An 18,199-nucleotide genomic window follows, 5' to 3' on the forward strand; every position below is an offset into this window, starting at 1 on the left:
CTGCCGCCAATTTTGCCCGGTTATAGAAAGTCCCGCAGTTCTTTCACAAAATCGGTGAACCTGTCGTGGTGGACCCAGTGTCCGGCACGCTCGTATTCTGTGACGGATACGTTGTCGCCGAAATACGCCAGCCGCCCATCCTGTTCGGGGTTGGAGGCCCATGAATCCGTGCCATAGATAAAGCGCGTGGGGCACGTGATCCGCCCCCACATTTCCTGCAATCCGCGCGACGATACATCGTCCAGCGGCCACGCATGGAGATGCGGATCGAATTTCCAGCTGAAGGTGCCGTCTTCGTTTCGCATCACTGCGTGCAGCGTGAGATGGCGCGCCTGTTCCGCAGTGAGATAGCTGTTGGCTTCGTGCATACGGCTCAGCGCATCTTCGACTGTAGCGTAGCGTTTGGGCTGGCGGCTGCTGGCTTCGCGCTTCTTGTCGATCCATTCGATCCAGTGCTGGTGATAGGGCTTCTCGCGACGTTCCGCCTGCACCTTGGGGCTGGGGCCGAGCCCTTCGATCGCGACCAGTTTGCGGACGTTTTCCGGGTACAGCCCGGTATAGCGGATCGCGATATTCCCACCCAGCGAATGCGCGACGATCGTCACCGGTGCGAGCTGAAGCTGGTGGATCAACTGAGCCAGATCGTAAACATAGCCCATCACCGGGTAATGCCCGTTGTTGTTCCACTCGCTGTCGCCGTGTCCGCGCAGGTCGGGGCAGATCACATGCCAGTCCTCACGCAATGCTTCCGCGGTCCAGTCCCAGTTGCGGCAATGGTCGCGCCCGCCATGCAGCAGGATCAGCGGTGGCGCCCCGGCATTGCCCCAATCGACGTAATGCAGGCGTGTGCGCTGCGATATGTAACTCTGCGAAGTCGGGCCGATCAGGTCCATTCGTCCTCCATTGAGCACCTTTTACGCTTACGTGAGCGTAAAATGCGTTGCGGATTGCTACCGATAGGATAGGCTTCTGCCAAAGACAAATCACGAGAGAGGACAACACGCAATGCCCGTTATCGACGTTCCCCCGCCCCAGTTCATGGAAGACGAAGAGATTGCGATCTTTTCCGATGCGGTTGGCAAGTTTTTCGAACAACATGCCCCGCCCAGGCGGGTGGAGACATGGCGTGAGAACGGCCAGGTCGATCGCGAATTCTGGACCGAAGCGGGTGCAGCAGGCCTGCTGGGGATGACAGTGCCCGTGGAATATGGCGGGCATGGCGGAGACTTCCGTCACGATCTGGTCGTCCTGTCGCAGCAAGCGGAAAAGGGTGTCGATGGCTTTGCGGCCAGCCTGCACAATGTCATCATCCTGCCGTACATCGTCCGTCATGGGACTGAAGAGCAGAAGAAGAAATGGCTGCCCCGGCTGGTCAGCGGTGAGCTGATCAGCGCCATCGCCATGACCGAGCCGGGCGCGGGATCGGATTTGCAGAACATTTCCACGACGGCAATCAAGGACGGCAACGGATACCGGCTGAACGGTGCCAAGACCTTCATCTCCAGCGGGCAGCTCGCCAATTTCATCGTCGTCGTCGCCAAGACCGACCCCAGGGAAGGGGCCAAGGGCATCAGCCTGATGTGCCTCGAGACCGATGGCGCGGAGGGATTCCGACGCGGCAAGAAGCTCGACAAAGTCGGAATGGATGCAGCCGATACCAGCGAGCTGTTTTTCGACGACGTGTTCGTGCCGGGTGAAAACGTGCTCGGCGGTGTCGAAGGGCGCGGGTTCTATCAGTTGATGGGCGAACTGCCGCAGGAACGGCTGGTGATTGCCGTGGGCGCGATGAGCACGATCGAGCGTGCGCTGGAAACCACCGTCGAATACACAAAACAGCGCAAGGCGTTCGGCAAGACGATCTGGGATTTCCAGAATACGCAGTTCGTGCTGGCCGATCTGAAGGCCAAGGCGACTGCAGGCAAAGTGTTCCTCAACGATTGCATCGCCAAGCTACTGCGTGGCGAACTGGACGTAACGACCGCCTCCATCGCGAAATACTGGCTGACCGAATTGCAGGGCGAAGTCGTTGACAAGTGCCTGCAATTCCACGGCGGCTGGGGCTATATCAACGAATATGCCATCGCCAAGATGTTCCGCGACAGCCGCATCAGCCGTATCTTCGGCGGGTCTAACGAAATCATGAAAATGTTGATTGCGAGGTCGATGTGAGCGGCGGCGCTGGTATGGCTGAGGAGACTTTCCGCGAAGGTCTGCTGGAAGGGAAAGTCGCTTTCATCGCGGGAGGCACCAGTGGGATCAATCTGGGCATTGCCAAACGCTTTGCCGCATTGGGTGCGAAAGTTGCGGTCTGCGGGCGCGATCCCGACAAGGCATCGCGCGCGGCTGCGGAGATTGGCCACGACGCGCGCGGGCTGAGTGCCGATGTCCGCGATTTCGCTGCGATCCGCACTGCCCTGGAAGCGACTGTCGACGCATTCGGAAAGCTGGATATCGTCGTGGCGGGGGCGGCGGGGAATTTTCTGTCGCCTGCGCTTGGCATGTCGGCCAATGCGTTCAAGACCGTGGTCGATATCGATCTGCTGGGCACATTCAACACGTTCCGTGCCTGTCACGATCTGCTCAATCTGCCGGGCGCCAGCCTTATAGCGATCACGGCCGGTCAGGCGAAACAGGCAATGGCGATGCAGATTCACGTTTGCGCTGCCAAGGCCGGTGTCAATCAGGTGGTCCGCACGCTGGCTATCGAATGGGGCCCGGACATTCGAGTAAATGCCATTTCACCAGGCCCGATCGATGGGACAGAGGGCATGGCCCGGCTTGCCCCCGACCCGGCGACGCGCGCTGCCCATGAAAGGCGGATTCCGGCCAAACGGTGGGGGTATGCGAGTGAAATCGCCGATGCGGCGGTGTTCCTCAGTTCACCGGCGGCAAGCTATATCACCGGCACGATTCTTGACGTTGACGGCGGCAGTTTAGTGGGCGATGCGGGGAGGATGGATACTTCCAAAGGGCTTGCCTGACCGATGAGTGGATCGGTTCGATGATCGCGCAGACGATCCAGCTTGCGCTGGCACCGGTGTTCGCGCTGGTCGCTATCGGCAATATCCTCAATCTTCTCTCGACCCGGCTGGGGCGGGTGGTCGATCGCAGCCGCGCATTGCAGGATCGCTACGCCAACACCGTGGGTATCGAACACGATATCGTCGTGCGCGAAATCCGCCTGATAGACCGGCGGATCAAGCTGATCGGTCGGGCGGTGCTGTTTCTGGTGCTGGCGGGTTTGTCGATCGGGCTGACGGTTGCCTTGCTGTTCATCCAGGGGGTAACGCATGTGGCGTTGCAGCATTTCGCTGCCGCCAGCTTCACGTTGGCGATCACTCTGCTGATGGGTGGACTGGTGCTGTTCCTGATTGAAACGCGCGCGGCATCGGCGGCATTGCAGATTCCGGAAGAATATCTCGAACGCGACCGTTCCATTTGAAACGAGCGGAGCGGGCCGGGCTATTCCGATGTGACCGGTGCATCGACGATTACAGTCATATCCTGCAGCATCACGGCCTCTATCGTGCCGTCAGGGGAAGAACCGGAATACGCGAACTGGCCCGATAGCGGCACAGACTGATTGTCCAGCAGCAGCCAGTTGGCCTGCGCCATTTGCGGAGCGGATTTGCGATTGGCGGGGGCGGGCATCAGTTCGCCTTCCGCCGGGGTGTGGGCAGGCACTGCGACCAGCCGGCCCACGGTGAGGGGACGGGCCACTTCCATCAGGAAACGGCGGGCGACGACAGTGCCTTCCTGTGAGGGAGGGAGACGGTCGACTATTCGAAGTGTCACTGCAGTACCCGCCGGCACAGTCACCGGTACTTTGCGAGCCGGGCGTGGGGCTGGCGATACACTGGCAGGAAGGATGCGGAGCGATACCTGAACCGGGCTCGATACCGATCCGCCCCCGGCCTGCGCCAGCCCGGCGGACAGGCAAATCGAGATGACGCCTGCGCCGGCGAGCAAACTGACAATCGTCTTCGGCGGCATCTGGCGGTTCCTCCCTGTGCATCGGGATCGGCATGTGCCTGCTCGGAAAACCGCAAGACACCGCCGCTCAGGCTGATTGAACGACAGCTTGGGTCAAGATTTAAACCGCTTGGGATTAGGGGAAAATACTAGGCTCTGGACCTATTGCCGCTGTAACCACGCGGCCTGTTCGCCTCGGCCCGGCGGCTAAATGCGCCCGCTTTCTTGTTTGAGCGATGCGGAGATGGCGGGGTAAAATACTTGACTGTCAAACTACGTCTGCTGGTAAGAGAACGTCCGTGGGTTGCGGCATGGGGAGATATACAATTCGCACGATCTTGGCTGCAGGACTGTTATCGCTTGGTGTCGCAGGATGCTCTCATGGCGCTGGCGAACCTGTGCAGCGCATCTCTGCGGACGCTGTGCCACCATCCAGCCAGTTGAGTTCTGCTGCCCGCAATATTCTCGCGCAGATGAAAGTGGAAACGGCGCCCGCCGCCATCGCCGGGAATCTGGCTCAACAGCGTGCGTTTTACGGTGCGTGGAACGATCGCCGTCTGGCTGAAATGAACCGTGCTTTCGCCACAATCGATACCCGCAGCGAGATTGGCGGAGTGCCGGTGGACGTGGTGACTCCGCAAGGCGGGATCGCCCCGGCGAACCGCAATCGGGTGCTGATCAATGTACACGGCGGCGCATTTATGTGGGGGGCGGGCAGTGGTGCGCTGGTCGAAGCGACCCCCATCGCTGCCACTGGGCGGATCAAAGTGGTGACGGTCGATTACCGGCTGGCCCCTGAACACACATATCCCGCTGCGTCGGAGGATGTGGCCGCGGTCTATCGCGCGTTACTCGATGAATATCCGGCGGCCAATATCGGGATATACGGCTGTTCGGCAGGGGGCATTATCACCGCGCAAGCGACAGCATGGTTCGCCGCGCACGGTCTGCCCCGGCCCGGCGCCATCGGTACCTTCTGCGGTACGGGCGCGCCCTATTCAGGCGATAGCCCGTATCTCTCGGCCTTTCTCGGCAGGGAGAAGATGCCACCACCCGCCGGATTACCAAAGCAAACCGCCAATCCATACCTTATCGATGTGCCGCGCGGCGATTGCACGGCTTATCCGTTGACGTGCGATGCGACGACGGCTGCTATGCCGCCGACCTTGTTGTTGGCTGGCGGGCGCGATTTCGCGGCCAGCGCGCTGACACTGGCGCACCGTCGCCTTGCTGCGGCTGGGGTGAAAAGCGAGTTGTATCTGTTCGACGGATTGCCCCACGCTTTCTTCATGTGGCCCGACATGCCTGAATCGCACGAAGCATTCGCGCGGATCGTGGACTTTTTCGACCGCCATCTGGGCCGCGCGCCGCGCGCTGCCGACCGCCAATAGGCGACTGTCGCCCGAGCCCTGTTGCCATACGTATTTTTGCCTGAAGAGGACACGATGACCAAGCCGACCCCTCGCCTGAAATCCCGCTTTGCCCGCCTGGCACTGGGCGCTGCCGCTGCGTTTGCGCTGGCGGCCAATGCTGCGCCGCCGACCCCGGCGGATATCTATGGCGATCTGTTCGTCAGAGTGCAGGAAGGGCGGGTGTTCGGAGACAACAAGACATTCGTCGATGCCGTGCCCACCCGCGCACCGCAGGCGATCATGGCCGATTACAACGCAGCTCCGCCGCGCGATGCGGTCGCGCTCAAGGCGTTCGTGCTGGCGAACTTCACTGTGCCGGGGGTCAACGATACCCCGCTCTTGCCGATACGCGATCATATCAAGGCGCTGTGGCCGCAACTTGTGCGTCAGCCCGAACCGGCGGTAGCGGGCAGTTCGAAGATTCCGCTGCCCGCGCCCTATATCGTGCCGGGCGGTCGTTTCCGCGAAATCTATTACTGGGACAGCTACTTCACTATGCTCGGCCTGCGGGCTGACGGGGATCAGAAGCTGGTCGAATCGATGCTGGACGATTTCGTCAGTCTGATCGAACGCTATGGGCACATTCCCAATGGCACCCGCACATATTATGTCAGCCGGTCGCAGCCGCCGTTCTATGGTCTGATGCTCGACCTGCAACAGACCGACGATGCCACGGTTAAGGCGCGGCGGCTGGCGGCGCTGAAAACAGAGCACGATTTCTGGATGGCGGGCGCACGATGCGCGACCCAGGGCAAGCCATGCGAACGGGTAGTGGCGATGCCCGATGGCACTATGCTCAATCGATATTGGGACGGGCGCGACACCCCGCGCGATGAATCCTATGCCGAAGACCGCGCGACCGCGGCGGAAATTCCCAGTCGGCCTGCGCCGCAAGTCTATCGCGATTTGCGCGCCGCTGCGGAAAGCGGGTGGGATTTCAGTTCGCGCTGGTTTGCCGACGGGCGCACGCTGGCGACGGTTCACACCACCGATATCGTGCCAGTCGATCTCAACGCGCTGCTCTACGCGATGGAAATTCGCATCGCGGACCAATGCCGGGAAGCGGGCGATACGGCCTGTTCGCGCAAATACCGCAAACAGGCGATCCGCCGACGGGTGGCAGTTGATACCTACCTGTGGGTGCCGGATGAAAAGCGCTATGCCGACTGGAATGCGGCCTCCGGCAAAGTGACCGCGACGCTTTCCGCCGCGACGCTCTATCCGCTGTTCGTTGGTATGGCGGGACAGGAACAGGCCGACGATGTGGCGGCGACGACAGAGGCGGAATTGCTGGCGCAAGGCGGGTTGCGGACCACGCGTATCCGTTCGGGCCAGCAATGGGATACGCCCAATGGCTGGGCACCGCTGCAATGGATCGCAGTGGATGGGCTGGACCGATATGGCCACGGCGCACTGGCCCGCACGATTGCCGACCGCTGGCTGCATACCGTTGCCCGGACATATGCCGAAACCGGCAAGATGCTGGAAAAATACGACGTTGAAGAACGTAAGCCCGGCGGTGGCGGCGAATATCCGCTGCAGGATGGCTTCGGCTGGACCAACGGCATCGCCAGCGCGCTGATGGACCGTTACCCCGATATCGATCCGACGCAGGACAGTGCCAGCGCGGAATAGCCATCTGCCCCGACAAAGCAGGGGTAAATCGCAAAGGCCAAAGCAAAACGGGCCGGCGGATTATCTCCGCCGGCCCGCTGTTTTTGCGCCTCTTCAGACTGCGATCAGAACTTGTACGCAGCGGAGAAGGTGAACGACCGGCCCAGGATCGGTCGGGCGAGGATCGTGCCCGAACCCTGCGAACCGATGATCCGCGGGTTGCCTTCGGTCAGACCGATTTCGTTGGTCAGGTTGGTGCCGGTCACCCGCAGGTTCAGGCGTTCCATCACATCGACCGAGATGCCCGCATCGAGCTGATAGAACGACGGCAGCAACTGCTGGTTTTCCGGGTCGGAGAAGCGATCGCCATAGTATTGAACCGTGGCGTACACCGTCGGCCTGAACCCACCCACTTCGAGTTCGTAGCTCGGGGTTACGCGCCACTGCCACTTCGGCTGGCGCTGCACCCGGTTGCCGGTGTTGTCGATCGTGCCGTTACCAGTGAAGAAATCCTGATACGTCGCATCGAGGTAGGTTCCGGCGAAGCCCAGGCTGAAGCCATAGAACGGGCCGACCGAACCATCGACTTCCACGCCGGTCGCTTCTGCCCCGCCAGAGGCCACTGTCGGGGTCGTGCCGACCAGCTGGACTGATGACAGGCCGGTGAAGTCATTGTGGAACCCGGTGGCATAGAAGCGGAACATCGGGTTCGAGACTTTCAGACCGCCTTCGACGGTCTTCACAGTGGCGATATCGGTCACGCCTTCGCGCAGGTTATCGAACTGCGGGAAGCTCTTGCCCTGACTATAGCGAGCGAAGATGCCGATGCCGGGCATGACCTCGAAATTGGCACCGCCCGTGAACGACCAGGCATCGTCGCGATAGCTGATCGGGGTCTGGGTCGGGCCGAAGGTCGACTCATTGTTGTCGTATAGGGTGTTGGCATTGCCGTCGAGATCGATCGAAACCGGCTGACGGACATAGCCATCGACTGTGTGCCGCTGCCAGCGCACACCGCCGTCGATCCGCAACTGATCGGTAATCTGCAGTTCGTCGGTGGCGTAGAGCGCGATATCCTGCCCGTCATACGCGGCGTTCAGGAAATAGGTCGAGCCCTGCATGAACCCGTCGCGGGTGCCGACTGTGCCATCGGCATAGTTGATGTCGATCCGGCGGGCGTTGTTTTGCGCGCTCAGCACCATACCGTTGCCGAGGTTCCAGTTATCCCGCGCGTAATAATCGGCATAATAGACACCGGCGGTCAGCTTGTTCGGCCCCATTTCGAACTCGGCGGCGAAGTCGTTGACGAAGCTGTCGATCCGCTTGTCCACGGTCCAGATGCCGGCCTGCATCACCTGCTGCGTGCCAGCGACTGTGCTGCCATCATCCACATACGTGAAGGTCGCGCCCGGTGCGGTGGTCGCGCCGGAAACGCCCGCAAGGTAGAGGTTGTCGGCATAGGCCTGCAACGTGGTCGGCGGGCCGGAGGGGACCAGGCCGACAGTGAAGGTCGTGCCGCCCATATAGCTCATCCGGTCGCGCAGGCGCAGGTTATCGGTAACGCCGACATCGAAATTCGCGCCGACGTTGAACACCTTGGCCCCGCGGCCACGGGCCAGATCGACATCGTCCCCGTTGTTGAGTGTGGTGTAGCGTACATCGTTGCTGGCGAGCGTGCCGGTGTGTGCGTCGAAGCCCGCGAATTCGGAAATCTCGTCCCCGTTCTGGGTAACCGGGATCGGCAGCAGCCACTGTCCACGGTCGTTCAGATAGCGGGCATAGAGCAACATCGAGGTGTCGTTGCTGAAATCGTGGCGCAGGTTCACAGTGAACTGGCCACCTTTTTCCGCATCGAACTGCGGATCGCGTACCCCGGTGCCCTGACGATAGAAGCCACCGGCCATAAAGGTGGTGTTTTCGTCGATCGGGCCGGAGACATAGCCATCGGCGCGATACTGGCCATAATCGGTGATGCTACCTTCCAGCATGCCTTCGAAATACTGGCCGCCTTCACGCTGCACGAGGTTGACGGTCAGGCCCGGCTGGCCATTCGAAAACAGCGATCCGGTGCCGCCGCGCACCGCTTCAACGCGGGCAACGGTGTTGTCGATGCGGATAAGCTGCGAGTTTTCGAGGAACGACAGCGTCGGCGGCGGGAAAATCGGCACGCCGGAGGACTGGAAGGTGACGAACGCAGCGTCGCCGCCCGAGGGATAGCCACGCACGAAGATGTTCGCGCCGTTCTGCCCGCCAGAGCTTTCGACAGCGACGCCGGGCACCAGCTTCAGCACATCGGCGGTGCTGGCGGGCGCGGCTTCGGCGATGGCGTCGGCGTTGAGAGAAGTCACCGCGAAGGCAGCATCCTGGCGGCGCATACCTGCACCGGCGGTGCCGACCACTACGATTTCATCGCCTGAGCTGGCGATGGTGTCTGCGTCTGTCGACGCAGTATCCTGCGCCATCGCCGGGGCGGCGGACAGCGCCAGCGCAAATGCGCTCGACGTCAGATAGATTGAAGGTTTCATTGGCTTGTTCTCCTGCCTTGAGAATGCATCGCTTGCCGTCGATCCCACCGGATTCGAGATGCGGTTTGAAATGGTTTGTAATGGCGGTGAGCGTTCCCCGTCCCCGCGCATCCGACGCGAGACGATTTCAGGGAGCGCAGAGTCCGGGGGCGCTGATACAGCCTAAGTGAGAGGCTGGTATGGCGTGCCAGACACCGCAGACGTTATAGTTGATTTGCCCATCAAGATTTCTCCACTGGGCGCGAAGTGGGATTCCGTACCTTCGCTGTCAAGAAAACGGCTGCAACTGCATACGAAACCATCAGTGGCGCGACATAAATGCAACGCCTGTTCGGTCGGTCGGAGTAAATGCTGTTGGATCGATATAATTTTGTAAAATCAGCAAGATGTGTTGAGGATTCTATCCCCGCGACGCATGGTCCAGCGGCTCGCCGTCGATCGGGTATCCGGCATCTGACGGGATTGCCAGCCATGGCCGCCCGTCGCGTTGTTCCATCCACGGTGTGATCGTTCGCACCGGATGGGCCAGAGCATCTGCGCGGCCATCGGCGAAGCTGGAATATTGCGCCAGTCGTTCGAGATTGCGACGGGTAGGGAAGATAACGCTCAGATCGCCTGCCTCTGCCGCGGCCAGAGCGTCGGCGGCGCTGGTCCAGAACAGATGCGTGTTTTCGGTTGCGTCGATCTCCACTTCAACTGCACCTGTGCCCAGATCGGCAAGATAGAAGCGGGTATCGAAAACACGCGGCAGGCGTTCGTTTTTGGGATTCCACCGGGCAAAGGGGACCAGCGCCTCCAGATCGAGTGTCCAGCCCATAGCGGTCAGCACCGGGGCCAGTTCGCCCTGTTCCAGCAGCAGTGCCCGTGCGCGCCGTGCATCGGCGGCATCGACCGTCTCGTGCAATCCGATGGCCAGTCCGGTTTCCTCCAGCGTTTCACGCACCGCAGCGATGCGGTGTGCGGTTTCATCCCGATCGTGATCGCAGCTGAGCGTGTCGGCCAATGCAAAGTCGGCGGGATCGACCCGCCCACCGGGAAAGACCGCTGCGCCGCCCGCGAACGACATCTGGCGCGCACGGGTAACCATCAGCAATTCCGGCGCGGTGCCCCGGCGGGGATTGCGGAAGACGACGACAGTGGCGGCGGGAATAATGTTCGATGGTGTGGAATCGTTCATGGCGAATACCTTGGTCCCGCACCGAATGCTTGCCAAGCCCCATCGGCCCGGTGTCGGGCGGATCGCATGCCGCAAAGTGTCGGAAAATTTGACAGATGGCTGCTCGGTGAAATTGCCTTAACCATCATGGGGGCCGGAAAACTGCGCTTCGTTGAAACTGGCACGGGACATGCTAATATAGATGTACCCCAAATGTTGACTAAGAGGTGGGGCCACAAGTCTCCCGGCCCTGCCTCCCCAAACCCCAGCAAAAAGCCCCGAAGCGGATAGCGCTTCGGGGCTTTTTTCATTCGGTTGCCCAAAATAGGGCGCCGATAATGGGGTGGTGAGAGGATCAGCTGGCCTTGGCGACCTGCTTTTCATCCAGCATCTGCTGAAGCTCGCCTGCTTCGTACATTTCCATCATGATGTCGCTGCCGCCGACGAATTCGCCCTTCACATAGAGCTGAGGGATCGTGGGCCAGTCGGAAAACGACTTGATACCTTGACGGACTTCCATGTCCTGCAACACGTCGACACTGTCATATGCGACACCGCAGTGATCGAGGATCGCCACGGCGCGGCTGGAGAAGCCGCACTGGGGAAACAGCGGGGTTCCTTTCATGAACAGGACGACATCGTTGCCGGAAACGATATCGGAAATACGTGCGTTGACATCGGACATAATAACGACCTGCGGTTGAATTGCTTTATGCGATGTCAGTTGGGGACGGCGGTGGTGAGTTGCAAGGCGTGGAGCTCGCCGCCCATCCGCCCGCCCAGCGCATCGTACACCAGTTTATGCTGCGCCACGCGCGTTTTGCCCACGAATGCAGGGCACACGACATGGGCGGCATAGTGATCGCCATCGCCCGCCAGATCGCGAATAGTCACCTCTGCATCGGGCAACGCCGCCACGATCAGCCGTTCGATATCTTCCGCCGCCATTGCCATGATACGATCAGCTTCCGCTCATCAACTGGCGACGCGCTTCGACAGCCTTTTCTTCCAGCGCGACGCGCACGGCGGCTTCGTCCACATCGATGCCCGCACCGGTCAGGTCGCCCAGAACCTTGCGAACGACGTCTTCGTCACCCGCTTCTTCGAAATCGGCCTGCACCACTGACTTGGCGTAGGAGTCGGCCTCTTCCGGGGTCAGCTTCATCTTTTCCGCCGCCCAGTGGCCGAGCAGCTTGTTGCGCCGCGCGGCAATGCGGAAAGCGGTTTCTTCGTCGAAGGCGAACTTGCGCTCTTCGCCGCGCTCACGATCGTTGAAATCGGTCATGACTGTCCTCGTGTGTAATTACCTGTCCGCGCATAGGGGGCAGGCGCGTGGGCGGCAAGCACTCTCAACCGCCCAGGTGCCAATACGGCATTATTCCATCGTCACGACCAGCTTGCCAACGGCCTGCCGGTTTTCCAGCTTGGCAATCGCTTCGCCGCCGCGTTCGAGAGGAAAAGTCTCGGATACCAGCGGATCGATCCGCCCGTCTTTCAGCATAGCGAACAGTTCATCCACCTGGGCGCGGAATTTTTCCGGTTCGCGTGCAGTGAACGCGCCCCAGAACACGCCGCAGATGTCACAGCTTTTCAACAGAGTAAGGTTGAGCGGCATCTTCGCGATGCCCGCCGGGAAGCCGACAACCAGAAAGCGACCTTCCCATGCGATCGCGCGTAGAGCGGGTTCGGAATATTGCCCGCCTACGATATCGTACACGATATTGGCACCATCGGGGCCGCAGGCCGCTTTAAAGGCATTGGCCAGATCCTTGCTGGCGGCCTTGTCCATGTCGCCCTTGGGATAGATCACGACATCGTCGGCCCCGGCCTTCTTCGCGATTTCGCCCTTTTCCGCGCTGGACACCGCGGCGATCACGCGCGCGCCGAATGCTTTGCCCAGTTCCACCGCCGACAGCCCGACGCCGCCCGCTGCGCCCAGCACCAGCATCGTGTCGCCCGCCTTGATATGGCCGCGATCCTTCAGCCCGTGGATCGTGGTGCCATAGGTCATCATCAGCGAGGCAGCCTTTTCGTAAGGCACGCCGTCGGGCACGGAGAACATGCGCGCGGCGGGCACGCAGACCTTTTCCGCCAGACCGCCGGTGCCGATCCCGGCCAGCACTTTATCGCCTACGTTCCAGCCTTCGACCCCTTCGCCGATGGCTTCGATTACACCGGCGATTTCGCCGCCGGGGGCAAAGGGTCGCTCCGGCTTGAACTGATAGAGGTCGCGGATCATCAGCGTGTCGGGATAATTGATCGCACAGGCTTTCACATCGATCAGAACCTCGCCCTTGCCGGGGGTGGGTGTATCGATTTCGTCCAGCGTCAGGGTTTCCGGCCCGCCAACGGCGTGGGTTCTCAGTGCTTTCATGCGGCTCTCTCCGTTCCGTGGGCGAGCCATGGCATATTGCTGGCCTGCCTCTTTTCGTATATGTCGATTGCAGCGTCGCGGGCCAGCGTCAGCCCGACTTCGTCCAGTCCTTCCATCAGGCAATGCTTGCGGAACGCATCGATTTCGAATGCAAACCGGTCCTGAAACGGAGTGGTGACGACCTGATTTTCAAGGTCGATGGTCACCGGGTCGGACGCGGCGACTTCCAGCAGGCGATCGATCTGTTCCTGCGGCAAAGCGACGGTCAGGATGCCGTTCTTGAACGCATTGCCCGAAAAAATATCGGAGAAGCTGGGCGCGATCACTGCTTTGATGCCGAGATCGAGCAGGGCCCATGCGGCGTGTTCGCGGCTCGATCCGCAGCCGAAATTGTCGCCCGCGATCAGGATCGGCGCATTGGCGAATTCGGGATCGTCGAACATATTGCCCGGTTCGGCGCGCACGGTTTCGAACGCACCGGCTCCCAATCCCTCGCGCGTGATGGTCTTCAGCCAGTGCGCCGGAATGATGACGTCGGTATCGACATTCTTGCGGCCGAACGGAATCGCCCGGCCTTCGACGCGGTCGACTGGTTCCATCAATCGGTCTCCGGCGCTTCGCCCGATGGGATTGCGCCGGGCTTGTCAGGCGAATTCGCCTTCTTTTCCTTGCGCTTGTTTGCATAGAGCAGCGCCGCGGCGACTGCTGCCGATCCGATGGCACCTGCGGCCATGGCCGCTGCCTTGCCAGTGAGTTTCTTGGTCATGCCCCTATCCATGCGGTGCCCGTGGTGCGGACGCAAGAGGGTGTGTCAGGAATTCGCCTAGCTTGCCCCAAAGCCGCTCTTTCTCCGCCAGCGGCATCGCGGCATATGCGGGGGAAGACGAAGGCAGATCGATCAGGGCCAGCTGTGTCCCGGCAAGCTGAGGCCGGCCGATAGTGCTGGCCTTGCGACCGTTGAACGCCACCGCACGCAATTGCGGTAGGCGAGCGACCAGATCGGCCAGCGGGGCGTGCTCGGCATGGCGGATCGCGGAATCGAGGCTGCCGTTGCGGCGGGCCGATGCGACTGTGTCCCACAGGGCAATGCCCGCTGCCTGCACCGCGGCAAGCCGTGCCTCGTAATCGAGCGCGACCAGATCGATCCCGGTTACGCCGCCGATCAGATGCCAGAACCGGTTTTGCGGGTGAGCATAATACTGCCGCGCCGCCAGCGAAGCCTCCCCTGGTAAGCTGCCGAGGATCAGCACCCGCGCCTGCGGATCGGCAACCGGGGCGAAGGCGGATTTGCGTGCGGTCAGTCGACCAGTTCCCGCACGTCGGTCAGTTTGCCGGTAACAGCCGCAGCCGCTGCCATTGCCGGGCTGACGAGATGCGTGCGCGCGCCCGGACCTTGCCGACCCACGAAATTGCGGTTGGAGGTGGAGGCGCAGCGTTCGCCCGCGGGTACTTTGTCCGGGTTCATCGCGAGGCAGGCCGAACAGCCCGGTTCGCGCCATTCCAGCCCGGCATCGGTGAACACCTTGTCCAGCCCCTCCGCCTCGGCCTGTGCCTTCACCAGCCCCGATCCGGGCACGACGATGGCCCATTTCACATTAGCGGCCTTGTGCCGTCCGCGCAGAACATCGGCGGCGGCGCGCAAGTCTTCGATCCGGCTGTTGGTGCAACTGCCGATGAACACGTTTTCGATTGCCACGTCGCTGAGCCGCTGGCCCGGTTCCAGCCCCATGTAGGCGAGGCTTTTGCGGACAGCTTCCTGCTTCGACGGATCGGTATAGCTTTCCGGCGCTGGCACGACTGCACCGATGGGGGCGACATCTTCCGGGCTGGTGCCCCAGGTGACCGTGGGTTCGATATCGGCGGCGTCGATGGTTACCGACTTATCGAACACTGCGCCGGGGTCGGTTGCCAGCGAGCGCCACCATTCGACCGCGCGGTCCCAGTCGCTGCCGGTGGGCGCATGCGGGCGACCTTTGAGATAATCGAACACTTTATCGTCGGGCGCGATCAGCCCGGCGCGGGCACCGCCTTCGATGCTCATGTTGCACACCGTCAGGCGGCCTTCCACGCTCATCGCTTCGAACACCGGGCCGCGATATTCGATCACGTAGCCTGTGCCGCCGGCGGTGCCGATCACGCCGATCACGTGGAGGATCAGATCCTTGGGCGTGATGCCGGGGCGCAGTTCGCCGGTCACCCGCACTTCCATCGTTTTCGACCGCGTGAGCAGCAGGGTCTGCGTAGCGAGCACGTGCTCCACTTCGCTGGTGCCGATGCCGAACGCCAGTGCCCCCACTCCACCATGCGCGGCGGTGTGGCTGTCGCCGCAGACGATCGTCGCCCCGGGCAGCGAGAAACCCTGTTCGGGGCCGACAACGTGGACGATGCCCTGCGCCGCATCGGTCGGGCCGATATATTCGATGCCGAATTCAGGTGCGTTGCGCTCCAGCGCGGCAAGCTGCGCCGCGCTTTGCGGATCGGCGATAGGCAGGCGGTTGCCCGCTGCATCGAGCCGTGCGGTGGTCGGCAGATTGTGATCGGGCACCGCCAGCGTCAGATCGGGGCGGCGAACCGGGCGACCGGCGGCGCGTAATGCCTCGAACGCCTGCGGGCTGGTCACTTCGTGAACCAGATGGCGATCGATATAGATCAGGCTGGTGCCATCGTCGCGCGTTTCGACGACGTGAGCGTTCCAGATTTTTTCGTAGAGTGTGAGGGGGCGTGTGGCCATGTCTGGTTGGCTAAGCTGCGCCCGATGCGGGGACAAGATGGGAAATCTTGCCCCCGCTCAAGGTCCGGCGGCAGGGCCGGGTTCGCTGGCATCGCGCTTATCGACGATAAACGGCGGGGCGATGGGTATGCCGTTTTTGCGGCCGGTTGTTGTGATCGTTCGCGGCTCGCTGCAACATGCGTTCGACCGAACCGATGCGATTGTTCAGCGCGTTGACTTCCGACCGGGTGAACCCGCCACGGGAAAATACGCGCCAGGCTGCCTCCAGCCGGTCGACCTGCCGGTCAAGCTGGGCGGCTTCGCGATACGAGATGATCCGGCGGGATTCGGCGCGATCGATCTTGCGGTCGAGCTGAGCGATCTGATTGTGCAGAGCGCCTCCGTGATAGCGGGCTGCGGCCGAAGCCGGGGCGACAGTGCCGATGGCAAGCGCCGCGACAAGAGAGGTAGCGATAAGCGGGCGGGCAATCTTCATGGTCGTTCTCCTTGCGAAATCACACCGCGGATCGGGTCCGCACGTTCATAAATGAAGCCCGCAAGATGAACGATTGAAATACGATCTGTCGCAAATTGTCGCTGCCGCGTAATATTGTGTCTGCGAGCAATATTTGCCTGATAGCGGGGTTGCCGACAGGTGCTGTTTCAGGACTTAATAGTCATGGAATGGCAACCCTATCTGTGCTAGCTTACAAATATGTCAGCAAGCCCGTTTCATTTCCCGATCCGCATCACCCCCGACGATATCGATTTTATGGGGCACGTGAACAATTCGCGCTATCTCGGCTGGGTGCAGGATGCGGTGCTGGCGCACTGGAACAAACTGGCCCCTGCCGATGCCGTGGCCGCGCGGCTGTGGGTCGCGCTCAAGCACGAAATCACCTATCGCAAACCGGCATTTCTGGAAGACGATGTGATCGCCCGGACTGTGCTGGAAAAAATTCACGGCGCGCGCGCATTCTATCACACCGTAATCGAGCGCGGCGGCGAAGTTCTGGCCGAAGTCCGGTCGAGCTGGTGCTGCGTCGATGCCGATACGCATCGCCCGGCGCGGATCGGCGATGAAATCGCGCGGTTCTTTTTCCCGAACGACTGACGTATATTGGCGAGTACAATGACTGTGCTTGCCGATATCATGTTCCCCGCTGCAATCGTTGTCGCCAGTGTGCTGGCGATGGAAGGTGTCGCGTGGGGCAGCCACAAATACATCATGCACGGCTTTGGCTGGGGCTGGCACCGCGATCACCACGAACCGCACAGCGGTTTCTTCGAGAAAAACGATCTCTACGCGGTGTTCGGCGCTGCGCTCAGCATCGCGATGTTCGCGCTTGGCAGCCCGATGATAATGGGGGCAGGGGCGTGGTGGCCCGGCACATGGATCGGGCTGGGTGTGCTGATCTACGGCGTGATCTACACGCTGGTGCACGACGGGCTGGTGCATCAACGCTGGTTCCGCTGGGTGCCCCGGCGCGGTTATGCCAAGCGGCTGGTGCAGGCGCATAAACTGCACCATGCGACGGTGGGCAAGCACGGCGGAGTCAGCTTCGGCTTCGTCTTCGCCCGCGATCCGGCCCGGCTCAAGGCCGAACTCGCCGCTCAGCGCGCTGCTGGCATTGCCGAAGTGCGCGAGAGCGTGGGGCGTGGGTTTTAGCGGGCGTTTCTTTGTTTGGCGGAAGGGGGAAGCTGGACCCCGGATCAAGTCCGGGGTGACGTTGTAGCGAGTGGTGGCGGAGGTGCGTGAACCGTGGGGTGGTTACGCAGATACCAAGCCGGTTGGCTATCCTGACTGCCCCTCCTTTTCTCGTCACCCCGGACTTGATCCGGGGTCCAGCTAACCTTCGCAACCGGCACTAAACCAACCAGCCCGACAGATCCTCCCAGCCGGGATTGCCTTTCTCCACCAACGCGAACTTCCATTCGCGTCGCCAGTGTTTGATGCGCTTTTCATGCGCGATGCACGTGGCGATATCTTCACCACGTTCCGCCCAGACCAGTCTGGTCAGGCCATATCGCGGGCAGAAGTTGGAGCCATTGCCCGCGATATGTTGGTGAATGCGGCGCGGCAGATCGCTGGTGACGCCAATATAGATCGTGCCGCGATAACGGTTGGCCATCATGTACACCCAGACGCCGCGTTTCTCCCGATCCATTTGCGTGGCGGAAGTGGAATCTGGCCCCCGGATCAAGCCGGGGATGGCGTGGTGACTAAGAATTGAGGATTTTGCCGATGGTCAATGTGGCGATGTGACCGGTGCGCGCCGCCTCGTACAAATGATCCCCTCGCGAACCCCCACCACGTCACCCCGGACCTGATCCGGGGTCCAGCTAAATTCCGGCCGCGCCACGCCCTTTCCTACACCCCACACGCGTCTCTAAAACGCGCTGTATGACAAATATCCAACACCTGCACATTCCGTC

General features: G+C 61.4%; 21 protein-coding genes. 7 read left to right on the top strand and 14 right to left on the bottom strand.

Annotated elements, in window-relative coordinates; translation table 11 throughout:
- Nucleotides 1-20: 20 nt before the first annotated feature.
- The gene (locus CV013_RS09575; RefSeq protein WP_102155015.1) at nucleotides 21-893 is read right to left on the bottom strand and encodes an alpha/beta fold hydrolase; all 873 of its coding nucleotides are present in this window, start codon (nucleotides 891-893) and stop codon (nucleotides 21-23) included.
- 112 nt (nucleotides 894-1,005) lie between these two features.
- On the opposite strand from CV013_RS09575, the gene CV013_RS09580 reads away from it, so the two are divergent.
- The 3 genes from CV013_RS09580 to CV013_RS09590 are packed head-to-tail and all read left to right on the top strand — an operon-like array spanning nucleotide 1,006 to nucleotide 3,442.
- Entirely contained in the window at nucleotides 1,006-2,169 is a 1,164-nt protein-coding gene (locus tag CV013_RS09580; RefSeq protein ID WP_102155016.1) for an acyl-CoA dehydrogenase family protein, read from the top strand.
- Between the two features lie 14 nt (nucleotides 2,170-2,183).
- Nucleotides 2,184-2,981 carry an SDR family oxidoreductase gene (locus tag CV013_RS09585; RefSeq protein WP_102155221.1) on the top strand — a complete coding sequence of 266 codons (798 nt, stop codon included), beginning with the start codon at nucleotides 2,184-2,186 and terminating at the stop codon, nucleotides 2,979-2,981.
- Between the two features lie 20 nt (nucleotides 2,982-3,001).
- A complete protein-coding gene (locus tag CV013_RS09590; RefSeq protein ID WP_102155017.1) occupies nucleotides 3,002-3,442 on the top strand; it encodes a DUF2721 domain-containing protein in 441 nt (146 codons plus the stop codon).
- A 20-nt stretch (nucleotides 3,443-3,462) separates the two neighbouring features.
- On the opposite strand, the gene CV013_RS09595 is transcribed toward CV013_RS09590, so the two are convergent.
- On the bottom strand, nucleotides 3,463-3,993 hold the full coding sequence (locus tag CV013_RS09595) for a hypothetical protein (protein WP_102155018.1): 531 nt from the start codon (nucleotides 3,991-3,993) through the stop codon (nucleotides 3,463-3,465).
- Nucleotides 3,994-4,370: 377 nt separating this feature from the next.
- Between CV013_RS09595 and CV013_RS09600 the strand changes: the two genes are divergently transcribed.
- Complete coding sequence (locus CV013_RS09600; protein ID WP_223805194.1) at nucleotides 4,371-5,363, top strand: alpha/beta hydrolase; 993 nt, start codon at nucleotides 4,371-4,373, stop codon at nucleotides 5,361-5,363.
- A 54-nt stretch (nucleotides 5,364-5,417) separates the two neighbouring features.
- Nucleotides 5,418-7,019, top strand: a complete 1,602-nt coding sequence (treF, locus tag CV013_RS09605) for an alpha,alpha-trehalase TreF (RefSeq protein WP_102155020.1) — start codon at nucleotides 5,418-5,420, stop codon at nucleotides 7,017-7,019.
- A gap of 104 nt (nucleotides 7,020-7,123) precedes the next feature.
- Here treF and CV013_RS09610 read toward each other — a convergent pair whose 3' ends face one another.
- From CV013_RS09610 to CV013_RS09660, 11 genes are all read right to left on the bottom strand, one after another.
- Nucleotides 7,124-9,523: a TonB-dependent receptor gene (locus CV013_RS09610; protein ID WP_102155021.1), complete on the bottom strand. Its 2,400-nt coding sequence runs from the start codon at nucleotides 9,521-9,523 to the stop codon at nucleotides 7,124-7,126.
- A 400-nt stretch (nucleotides 9,524-9,923) separates the two neighbouring features.
- Nucleotides 9,924-10,700 (bottom strand): NUDIX domain-containing protein, encoded by a 777-nt coding sequence (locus CV013_RS09615; RefSeq protein WP_102155022.1) that lies wholly within the window; start codon nucleotides 10,698-10,700, stop codon nucleotides 9,924-9,926.
- A 334-nt stretch (nucleotides 10,701-11,034) separates the two neighbouring features.
- Nucleotides 11,035-11,364: a Grx4 family monothiol glutaredoxin gene (gene grxD, locus CV013_RS09620; RefSeq protein WP_102155023.1), complete on the bottom strand. Its 330-nt coding sequence runs from the start codon at nucleotides 11,362-11,364 to the stop codon at nucleotides 11,035-11,037.
- 35 nt (nucleotides 11,365-11,399) lie between these two features.
- Complete coding sequence (locus tag CV013_RS09625) at nucleotides 11,400-11,633, bottom strand: BolA family protein (RefSeq protein ID WP_102155024.1); 234 nt, start codon at nucleotides 11,631-11,633, stop codon at nucleotides 11,400-11,402.
- Between the two features lie 7 nt (nucleotides 11,634-11,640).
- Nucleotides 11,641-11,964, bottom strand: a complete 324-nt coding sequence (locus CV013_RS09630; RefSeq protein WP_102155025.1) for a DUF1476 domain-containing protein — start codon at nucleotides 11,962-11,964, stop codon at nucleotides 11,641-11,643.
- A 90-nt stretch (nucleotides 11,965-12,054) separates the two neighbouring features.
- Nucleotides 12,055-13,053 carry an NADPH:quinone oxidoreductase family protein gene (locus CV013_RS09635; RefSeq protein ID WP_102155026.1) on the bottom strand — a complete coding sequence of 333 codons (999 nt, stop codon included), beginning with the start codon at nucleotides 13,051-13,053 and terminating at the stop codon, nucleotides 12,055-12,057.
- Complete coding sequence (gene leuD / locus CV013_RS09640; RefSeq protein WP_102155027.1) at nucleotides 13,050-13,652, bottom strand: 3-isopropylmalate dehydratase small subunit; 603 nt, start codon at nucleotides 13,650-13,652, stop codon at nucleotides 13,050-13,052. Before leuD ends, CV013_RS09635 begins: the two co-directional genes overlap by 4 nt.
- On the bottom strand, nucleotides 13,652-13,819 hold the full coding sequence (locus tag CV013_RS09645; RefSeq protein WP_102155028.1) for an isopropylmalate isomerase: 168 nt from the start codon (nucleotides 13,817-13,819) through the stop codon (nucleotides 13,652-13,654). Before CV013_RS09645 ends, leuD begins: the two co-directional genes overlap by 1 nt.
- Before the next feature lie 4 nt (nucleotides 13,820-13,823).
- The gene (locus CV013_RS09650) at nucleotides 13,824-14,354 is read right to left on the bottom strand and encodes a DNA-deoxyinosine glycosylase (protein WP_102155223.1); all 531 of its coding nucleotides are present in this window, start codon (nucleotides 14,352-14,354) and stop codon (nucleotides 13,824-13,826) included.
- Nucleotides 14,351-15,784, bottom strand: a complete 1,434-nt coding sequence (gene leuC, locus CV013_RS09655; protein ID WP_102155029.1) for a 3-isopropylmalate dehydratase large subunit — start codon at nucleotides 15,782-15,784, stop codon at nucleotides 14,351-14,353. Before leuC ends, CV013_RS09650 begins: the two co-directional genes overlap by 4 nt.
- Nucleotides 15,785-15,881: 97 nt before the next feature.
- Nucleotides 15,882-16,259 carry a hypothetical protein gene (locus CV013_RS09660; protein WP_102155030.1) on the bottom strand — a complete coding sequence of 126 codons (378 nt, stop codon included), beginning with the start codon at nucleotides 16,257-16,259 and terminating at the stop codon, nucleotides 15,882-15,884.
- Nucleotides 16,260-16,478: 219 nt separating this feature from the next.
- Here CV013_RS09660 and CV013_RS09665 point away from each other — a divergent pair, with 219 nt between their 5' ends.
- Complete coding sequence (locus tag CV013_RS09665) at nucleotides 16,479-16,877, top strand: acyl-CoA thioesterase (protein WP_102155031.1); 399 nt, start codon at nucleotides 16,479-16,481, stop codon at nucleotides 16,875-16,877.
- An 18-nt stretch (nucleotides 16,878-16,895) separates the two neighbouring features.
- Nucleotides 16,896-17,432 carry a sterol desaturase family protein gene (locus tag CV013_RS09670; RefSeq protein ID WP_190276469.1) on the top strand — a complete coding sequence of 179 codons (537 nt, stop codon included), beginning with the start codon at nucleotides 16,896-16,898 and terminating at the stop codon, nucleotides 17,430-17,432.
- Nucleotides 17,433-17,631: 199 nt separating this feature from the next.
- Here the strand turns inward: CV013_RS09670 and CV013_RS09675 are convergent, their stop codons facing one another.
- Entirely contained in the window at nucleotides 17,632-17,931 is a 300-nt protein-coding gene (locus tag CV013_RS09675) for a GIY-YIG nuclease family protein (protein WP_102155032.1), read from the bottom strand.
- Nucleotides 17,932-18,199: the final 268 nt, after the last annotated feature.

Origin of the sequence: Tsuneonella flava, from assembly GCF_002870965.1 — a bacterium.
Taxonomy (GTDB): domain Bacteria; phylum Pseudomonadota; class Alphaproteobacteria; order Sphingomonadales; family Sphingomonadaceae; genus Tsuneonella; species Tsuneonella flava.

Coding starts and splice junctions, on each gene's coding strand:
- CV013_RS09575 (WP_102155015.1), bottom strand. CDS start 893: ATGGACCTGATCGGCCCGACTTCGCAGAGTTACATATCGCAGCGCACA.
- CV013_RS09580 (WP_102155016.1), top strand. CDS start 1,006: ATGCCCGTTATCGACGTTCCCCCGCCCCAGTTCATGGAAGACGAAGAG.
- CV013_RS09585 (WP_102155221.1), top strand. CDS start 2,184: ATGGCTGAGGAGACTTTCCGCGAAGGTCTGCTGGAAGGGAAAGTCGCT.
- CV013_RS09590 (WP_102155017.1), top strand. CDS start 3,002: ATGATCGCGCAGACGATCCAGCTTGCGCTGGCACCGGTGTTCGCGCTG.
- CV013_RS09595 (WP_102155018.1), bottom strand. CDS start 3,993: ATGCCGCCGAAGACGATTGTCAGTTTGCTCGCCGGCGCAGGCGTCATC.
- treF (WP_102155020.1), top strand. CDS start 5,418: ATGACCAAGCCGACCCCTCGCCTGAAATCCCGCTTTGCCCGCCTGGCA.
- CV013_RS09610 (WP_102155021.1), bottom strand. CDS start 9,523: ATGAAACCTTCAATCTATCTGACGTCGAGCGCATTTGCGCTGGCGCTG.
- CV013_RS09615 (WP_102155022.1), bottom strand. CDS start 10,700: ATGAACGATTCCACACCATCGAACATTATTCCCGCCGCCACTGTCGTC.
- grxD (WP_102155023.1), bottom strand. CDS start 11,364: ATGTCCGATGTCAACGCACGTATTTCCGATATCGTTTCCGGCAACGAT.
- CV013_RS09625 (WP_102155024.1), bottom strand. CDS start 11,633: ATGGCAATGGCGGCGGAAGATATCGAACGGCTGATCGTGGCGGCGTTG.
- CV013_RS09630 (WP_102155025.1), bottom strand. CDS start 11,964: ATGACCGATTTCAACGATCGTGAGCGCGGCGAAGAGCGCAAGTTCGCC.
- CV013_RS09635 (WP_102155026.1), bottom strand. CDS start 13,053: ATGAAAGCACTGAGAACCCACGCCGTTGGCGGGCCGGAAACCCTGACG.
- leuD (WP_102155027.1), bottom strand. CDS start 13,652: ATGGAACCAGTCGACCGCGTCGAAGGCCGGGCGATTCCGTTCGGCCGC.
- CV013_RS09645 (WP_102155028.1), bottom strand. CDS start 13,819: ATGACCAAGAAACTCACTGGCAAGGCAGCGGCCATGGCCGCAGGTGCC.
- leuC (WP_102155029.1), bottom strand. CDS start 15,784: ATGGCCACACGCCCCCTCACACTCTACGAAAAAATCTGGAACGCTCAC.
- CV013_RS09660 (WP_102155030.1), bottom strand. CDS start 16,259: ATGAAGATTGCCCGCCCGCTTATCGCTACCTCTCTTGTCGCGGCGCTT.
- CV013_RS09665 (WP_102155031.1), top strand. CDS start 16,479: ATGTCAGCAAGCCCGTTTCATTTCCCGATCCGCATCACCCCCGACGAT.
- CV013_RS09670 (WP_190276469.1), top strand. CDS start 16,896: ATGACTGTGCTTGCCGATATCATGTTCCCCGCTGCAATCGTTGTCGCC.
- CV013_RS09675 (WP_102155032.1), bottom strand. CDS start 17,931: ATGGATCGGGAGAAACGCGGCGTCTGGGTGTACATGATGGCCAACCGT.